The 7,318-nt window shown below is 40.5% G+C and carries 5 protein-coding genes and 1 pseudogene; 5 read left to right on the top strand and 1 reads right to left on the bottom strand.

Annotated elements, in window-relative coordinates; all coding sequences use genetic code 11:
* The 5 genes and pseudogenes from L1D50_RS19850 to L1D50_RS19830 all read left to right on the top strand — a co-directional run.
* A pseudogene (locus L1D50_RS19850) lies at positions 1 to 500 on the top strand (hemolysin-type calcium-binding protein); the annotation flags it as partial.
* Between the two features lie 214 nt (positions 501 to 714).
* Positions 715 to 1,923, top strand: coding sequence for a site-specific integrase (locus L1D50_RS19845; protein WP_239966652.1), 1,209 nt, complete (start codon positions 715 to 717; stop codon positions 1,921 to 1,923).
* A gap of 36 nt (positions 1,924 to 1,959) precedes the next feature.
* On the top strand, positions 1,960 to 2,664 hold the full coding sequence (locus L1D50_RS19840; RefSeq protein ID WP_138524214.1) for a response regulator transcription factor: 705 nt from the start codon (positions 1,960 to 1,962) through the stop codon (positions 2,662 to 2,664).
* The gene (locus L1D50_RS19835) at positions 2,661 to 3,920 is read left to right on the top strand and encodes an ATP-binding protein (protein WP_239966651.1); all 1,260 of its coding nucleotides are present in this window, start codon (positions 2,661 to 2,663) and stop codon (positions 3,918 to 3,920) included. Before L1D50_RS19840 ends, L1D50_RS19835 begins: the two co-directional genes overlap by 4 nt.
* A gap of 89 nt (positions 3,921 to 4,009) precedes the next feature.
* Positions 4,010 to 5,473 (top strand): S41 family peptidase, encoded by a 1,464-nt coding sequence (locus L1D50_RS19830; RefSeq protein WP_167815450.1) that lies wholly within the window; start codon positions 4,010 to 4,012, stop codon positions 5,471 to 5,473.
* An 84-nt stretch (positions 5,474 to 5,557) separates the two neighbouring features.
* Here L1D50_RS19830 and L1D50_RS19825 read toward each other — a convergent pair whose 3' ends face one another.
* A complete protein-coding gene (locus L1D50_RS19825) occupies positions 5,558 to 7,111 on the bottom strand; it encodes a PAS domain-containing methyl-accepting chemotaxis protein (protein WP_128727134.1) in 1,554 nt (517 codons plus the stop codon).
* Positions 7,112 to 7,318: the final 207 nt, after the last annotated feature.

Raw genomic sequence — 7,318 nt, 5'->3', positions numbered from 1 at the left:
CGTCATCACTGTGGAAGGTCTCATTAGACAATGCGGAGCAGACTTTAGCTGCTAATGCGGTTTCTTGGCCGATTTATCGCTCAGCAGTAACGCCAGACGGCACTAAGTTATTAGCTACCAGTAAAACTTATCTGTATGAGTTTGATATGCAGACGGGTGAAAAAACAGTATTTGGCAAGTTAAGCTATACTGGTGATGACTTTTCACATGGTGACATTGCTTATTCAGCAGACACAAATGTAATTTACGTCCTCACAGGCAAAGCACTTTACACGTTAGACAAAGGCGCGATGACGTTAGACTTAGTTGGCGAACATGGTGTGAATTGGGCATCTGGTTTGGCGGTAAGCTCAGATGGTACGCTATACGTGTCTGGCCGCAATAAAGGAGAAGATGCAAAGATCTATACATTAGATCCAAACACTGCAGAATCGACTTTTGTCATGGATGGTCCAGAGCACATCAATGACTTAACGTATGTAGCGAACTACTGTGAATAAATACAGAAACACGTAGACAGTAGATTGTAGACAAGGCGAGGGGAAACCCTCGCTTTTTTTCGTTTTTGCTTTGTTGAATAGATAATAGACAGGCAAAATGTCGGTATTTAACCTATTTAACATAACGTAAATTATAGGCTTATTTATACAGTGTTGCATAACATGCATAGGTGTCACTATAATATGTCCAATACTAACCAATATCGGACTTATCATGATTTTACCATTGGTCGACACCTTAAAGCAGCTTAGGTATCAAATCGCCCACCTTGAAGATGATACGCTTGCGCATGAATATCCCGAGCTGAAAAAATTTTTGGCTCGCCATGGTAAATTATTACCAGTAGATAACGAGCTGCAGTTTTTATTTCAGTTTTTGTATGTTTACGGTCGTAAGTCTGAAGCAACTTTTAACCGCTTTCGTAATGAGCTTGAACGTTTTTATTTATGGTCATGGCTGGTTGCTGAGAAGTCAGTGTTTGAGCTTAAACGGGAAGATATCGAGGCGTATGTGGATTTTGTGGTTGAGCCTGATAAAGCATGGACGCAAACTTCTGTACAGTGGCGTTATAAACAAAACCAAGGTATTCGTCAGGTTAACGAAAATTGGCGGCCGTTTGTTCTCAAAGAAAACGGCGCTAGCCAGCAAACGTTGGCTGCGATGTTTACCGCGCTGAATGTGTTTTACAAGTTTGCCATTTTAGAAGAAAAGTCGTTCGCGAACTTTGTTCCGGTGGTTAAAAAAAATAGCCCATATTTAGTTGTTCAATCGCAAATCAATCTTCCTGATACACTGAGTGACTTGCAATGGGAATATGTTTTTGGCGTAACACGTGATTTAAGTGAACAGCAGCCGGATCTAGAACGGAATCTCTTTGTATTAGCTTGTTTAAAGGGTTTGTATTTACGTATTTCAGAGCTGTCTGACCGCCCTCATTGGTCACCAGTAATGAGTCATTTTTGGCAGGATCAAGATGATTTTTGGTACCTAAGAATTATGGGTAAGGGTAATAAGCTAAGGGATGTAACGCTTAGCGAAGACTTTATTGGTTATTTAAAGCGTTATCGACAGTACCGGGGGTTAAGCGCCCTACCTCGCGTTGATGAGCCCTACCCAATTGTTCATAAACTAAGGGGACAAGGCGGTATGAACGTTCGTCAATTACGCCGTATTGTTCAGCAAAGTTTTGACTTAGCAGTGGCAAAACTAAAGGAAGATGGCTTTACGGAAGAGTCAGAGCAGCTCGAAGCTGCGACTTCACACTGGCTAAGACATACAGGTGCGACGCATGATGCACATCACCGCCCGCTAAAACATCTATCTGAAGATTTAGGTCACGCCAAAATCGCAACAACAGATCAAATCTATATTCAAACCAATATTAAAGAGCGTGCTAAATCAGGCTTAAAACGGAAGATTTAGGCTCTGAGCGTTCGGTCTGGATTTTAAGGAGTATGTATGAGCGCTAGATCATTGGTAATCATTGAAGATGACTTAGGCCTGGCGGAGCTGCTTAGGCGCTTTTTTGAAAAACATGGTTTTATCGTGAGTATCCAAAATGATGGAGTGAGTGGATTGGCGCATGTACTGCAACTTCAACCGGATTTTGTATTGCTTGATTTGATGTTACCAAATAAAGATGGTTTCGAGATCTGTAGATCATTACAAAACAGGTACAATGGTAAATTGATTGTGCTAACCGCGAGTCACGATGATATAGACGAAATTACGCTATTAGAAATGGGTGCTGATGACTTTATTCATAAGCCAGTCAACCCTCGAATTATCTTAGCGAGATTTCGAAAACTAGTTCGCTTAGCAGAAGAAAGTAAGAATAAACAGCGAAATGGGCACGTGCTCCGTGTTGGCCCCTTCTCATTTAACTCATCGACAAGGCAAGCAAGCCAAGATGGTATACCGCTTGGTCTCTCAGACAGTGAATACACATTATTTCATTTTTTGGCGTCTAATGTTGACTCTATTCTTAGTCGCGACCAGATTTCAACTCAGCTGTACGGCCGCTCATTTGATGGTTTCGATCGTACAGTTGACAATAAAATCATGAAGATAAGAAAGATTATCGGTGATGAAATGCCCTATCAACACCTTATCACTGTAAGAGGGAAAGGATATATTTTTGTAAATAGCAAGGAAACTGAATGACAAGCATACGTTTTGCATTTGCAAGCTTACTCTTTGTTAGTTTGTTTTTAGTGATAAACCCCCTTTTGACTTCTCTAGCTACAAGTTATTTCTCAAAAGAGCTGAAAAAGGACGTAGAGCTAGATTATCTAGCCTATGTTTATGCTTTAGAAGCAGCTCGTCCTGGCTTGGATGATGCTCAGTGGCAAGCTTTACTTGCCCAGATCTCAGAAAAAAGTAATCTAAAAGTACAGACACTTGATAAACCTGCATTTGAGCAAACGACTAAGCTAGTCATCGAAAACGTTTATGATGAGGAATTACAAACCGTAATCGCAAAGATACAAGGTAAAGAGTTAATTGCGTTTTCTGCGGTTGGAGTGCAAGGCTCTGCAGGGGCGATCCTCAATTTTATTCAGTATGGTTTACCCTTGGGACTAATCCTAGTCCTATTTTTGTTGCACTCACTTTGGTTGCAATTTCGACTTTCTAGGTTAGAACATGCTAGTAAACTAATTGCACAAGGATTGTTATCTAAACGTGCTGATACCGGACTTTTAGCAGTTGGACGTGTCAATTACGCCTTTAATCAAATGGCTGAAAAATTAGAGTGTGCCTTTGCACAGCAAAGGAATATGATCAGAGCCGTATCTCACGAGCTCAAAACGCCATTATTCCGACTTCAGCTCAAGCTTGAGTTGCTTGATGTTCCGCCAAAGAACAAAAATCTGGTTCGAGAGTTATTTGAGGAATGTGAAGAGCTTGAAATGCTGGTGCATGAAATTTTGGAGTTCAGTAAAGTAGAACAGTTTTCCGCAAAGATCAGCGTTTCCAATTTTGATTTGTGTACACTAATTAATGAATACATCATCACTTTAGAAAAATACTGTAACCACCCTATAACTATAAATTGTCCAAACTCAGTGAGGATAAGGGCCTGCCAAACAGATGTGAAACGTGTGCTTCATAACTTAATTGTTAATGCTGATAAATTTGCAGTCGAGCAGATCCGTGTTTCACTAAGTTTATGTAACGCTCAACTTCTCCTAACTGTTGAAGATGATAGCATTGGCATTGCCGAAGATAAACATGAGTTAGTCTTCCAAGCCTTTTTTACGGTAGATGAAAGTCGCTCAGGAAAAAGACGAGGTGCAGGCCTTGGCTTGACCATCGTAAAAGAAATTTTATTGCACTACGACGCTGGGATCTCGGTAAGCAGAAGTGAACTCGGTGGTGCATGTCTAACTATCAATTTGTCCCCAATGTTAATCAATTAGTTATGACAAATCCCTGACAAATCCGCGACAATCAAATCGCTGCTTACACTTTAAGATAACTTCATATTTTAATTCGATAGGAAGTTATGATGAAAAAATTCAATTTAAGACCAATCACTTTAATCTTGTGTATCGGCGTTGCTGGTTGCCATTTTGACGAAAATAAAAGCAGCGTAGAAGTTGTTCAAAAAACGCAACGAAACGAGCTTTGGTATTCGGAACATTATGGTGAAATAAAACAAATAGTTGATGAGCGCCTTGTGACTTGGCAAGTGACAGGCTCCTCTTGCTATCCAATTCTGACATTGGATCCACTTTCGTTATTTGATGCGTTTAGCGCCAAAAATGTAGGTTTGCTCAACTATAAACGACCCTACGATTCTGGCCCTGTAAAATACACTGAAATATCCAGTCTCGATGAAGTCTGTAAAGACGGGTTTATATCTACCTCAGATAAAAGTGACTATACGTTTGACGCACAGGCCATCTTTGAACTTTTTTGGTTGGATATGAAAAATCACTATGCATTTTTCTCTGAGCGTAGCGTAGATTGGGATGCTGTTTATAACCAGTATGCTGGGCAGCTAAGTGATGCCAATGAAACAAAGCTACTTGGTGTATTTCGTGAGATACTTGAATTACTAAATGATGGTCACACTAGGCTTTATTTTAGCCTTGAAGAAGAACCGATAAACTTTGAAGCTAAGCCTACCTTGTTCAAAAGGTTAGAGCGAGAAGCATTTGATCTAAGCTTAACTGGTGAGCTTGTTGAAAAATATATTGAAACGCAAACGAATCAACTACAAATCACGATTGCACGATACCTGGATCAAGAGACAAAGCAAGACTTTATAATGCGTAAACAGCAAAGTCTGAATAGCCCTAATTGGGGAGTGATTAACACTGGAGGTCAACATATTGGTTATTTGAAGCTCTATAGTTTTGCAAATTTTATTGATGTAGGAGGTATTGAACGTCAAGATATTAGTTATGCCAATGCGGCTTTCAACGATTTACTGGATGAAATTTTCACAGACTTATCCCGTACAGATCAGCTGATCATTGATATTCGCGATAACGAAGGTGGCTATGACATACAGGCACTAGAATTAATCAAGCGCTTTATCTCACAAAATACGCTTGTTTGGGATATTAGTACGTTTTATGCAGGGGAGCTACATCAGCTGACAGCAGTTTATGCAGAGCCTGATAATAACAGGCCATATTACCTTAAAGACATTTATCTCCTAACCTCAAACGGTACTTTCAGTGCTGGCGAAACCTTTGCATTGGCGATGTCTGCGCTGCCTCAAGTAACATTAGTAGGACGTGCTACAGCTGGTGTTACCTCTGATACTTTTCCACGGATGCTACCCAACGGTTGGATTTATGAGCTTAGTAATGAGTACTATGAAAACAGTTCGGATTTGAATGTGGAGGTGCTAGGTGTTCCTGTTGACGTTGAAGTCGATCCTTTCGACATCACATTTAGAAAAAAGAACAAAGATGCGGCGATTGAAAAAGTATTGTCAATATTAAGCTATGAGCCCTAATTATGATGGAAAGGACATCAACTGATGTCCTTTTTATTATTAGCGATGGATCTGAGCCACTACGTTTAACTCAACTAATTATCATCATTTACGCTTAAAACGAATAATCAATTCATGCATTTCTTTTGCTGTAGTTTCTAGATCTTTACTCTCTTGATGTACTTTGTCTGCACTATCTAGACTGTTGTTCGCAAGCTGGGCAATATTCACTACTTGCTGGTTTATGTCATCAGACACAGTCGCTTGTTGCTCAACCGAAGTTGCAATTTGCATCGACATGTCACTAATTTGAATAACAGCTTGAGTGATTTGTTGAAGCATATCAGTGCTTTGATTCAATTGCTCAATACCATGGAGCGATTCTTCTTGACCTTGCTGAGCAATATTTACAGACGCTTGAGTGCTGCTGGTTAGTTGTTCAATAATTGCATGGATCTCTTTTGTCGACTCTTGAGTGCGTTGTGCAAGATGCCTAACCTCATCAGCAACTACGGCAAATCCCCTACCTTGTTCGCCAGCTCGCGCAGCTTCGATTGCCGCATTTAGTGCTAGCAAATTTGTTTGCTCTGCGATTTGTTCGATAATTTGTGCGGCTGCAGCAATTTTATCAGTTTGTTTAGAGACGCCTTCAACAGAGTTGCGTATGTCGGCAATCGTGTTACTCAAATCACCAAAGGCAACTTTGGTTTTATTAGCGATTTTTTCAGTTTGAGAAGTCAAATCAAGGGAGTTTTGAGCATCTTTAGCACTCAGTTGCACACTGTTAGATACATCGTTGATGGTTGTTGTCATTTCGTTCATAGCAGTGGCAACAAGTTCTGTCTCAGTTTGCTGCTTTTGTAAATCAGCATAGGTGGCCCGCGCTTCTTTACTTGCTGTGTGGGCTCCTTTTGATACGTTCTGTGCAGCATGTTCAACACGGGTGAGAATTGTATCTAGGTGTGCCCTTTCACTTTTCAAGCGTACTTGGATTGACCCCATGGTGCCATCCCAAGTTGAGTAAACTTGCTCGGATATTTCATCGCAAAAGCTGTGTGACAGCTCAGATTCCAGACGTCTCAATTGTTCCTTATCGCGCCAAGTCGCATAGGCAGAATACGCGAGCATATTCGCCATTAACCAGAAAAATCCTGCAGACTCTGAGGCAAAATACCAAAGCGCAAGGGACGAAGCGATGTTAAATACTGGCCAAATCACACGTAATTTTGGAAGGCGGATACCGCTTCCCTTATTGGTATTAACGCTGGTGTAAAGTTGACTTGCTCGTTCAACCGTAGCCCTATCTGGGCAGCTTCTAACTGATTCGTAACCAATGATTTTGCCGTTTTCCGTTATTGGCGTTACATAAGCATCAACCCAATAGTGATCACCATTTTTACAGCGATTTTTTACGATCCCCATCCATGGTTTGCCTGTTTTAAGCTGCTTCCACATCGTGTGAAACGCTAGAGGTGGCATATCTGGATGTCGTACTATATTATGAGGTTGACCAACAAGCTCATCACGTGTAAAACCACTAACATCGATAAAAGCTTGATTGCAATCAACGATATTACCTTTTAGATCGGTGACAGAGATGAGTTTTACATCGCGAGAAAAGGTCTTTTCTCTTTGCGTTACTGGGTGGTTGGTTCTCATTAGACTAGTCCAAAACTAACAAAAAATTGATTTTCCCTTAAAGATTTTCAGGAAAATACGCCCTCAACCCCCGAATAGCAATAGAGACGGGGCTAATTAATGATAATTACAACTATAGTGTGAGTTAATTTTGGTCGCAAATTGATTTATGCCAGTTTAGATCGAAATTAGGCTTACTCCCGTATAGGCTTTCTTGTAAAATAACTC

Source organism: Pseudoalteromonas sp. Isolate6 (assembly GCF_022398435.1).
Taxonomy (GTDB): Bacteria; Pseudomonadota; Gammaproteobacteria; order Enterobacterales; family Alteromonadaceae; genus Pseudoalteromonas; species Pseudoalteromonas galatheae.
This window is presented reverse-complemented; position numbering and strand designations above follow the sequence as displayed.

Coding starts and splice junctions, on each gene's coding strand:
- L1D50_RS19845 (WP_239966652.1), top strand. CDS start 715: ATGATTTTACCATTGGTCGACACCTTAAAGCAGCTTAGGTATCAAATC.
- L1D50_RS19840 (WP_138524214.1), top strand. CDS start 1,960: ATGAGCGCTAGATCATTGGTAATCATTGAAGATGACTTAGGCCTGGCG.
- L1D50_RS19835 (WP_239966651.1), top strand. CDS start 2,661: ATGACAAGCATACGTTTTGCATTTGCAAGCTTACTCTTTGTTAGTTTG.
- L1D50_RS19830 (WP_167815450.1), top strand. CDS start 4,010: ATGAAAAAATTCAATTTAAGACCAATCACTTTAATCTTGTGTATCGGC.
- L1D50_RS19825 (WP_128727134.1), bottom strand. CDS start 7,111: ATGAGAACCAACCACCCAGTAACGCAAAGAGAAAAGACCTTTTCTCGC.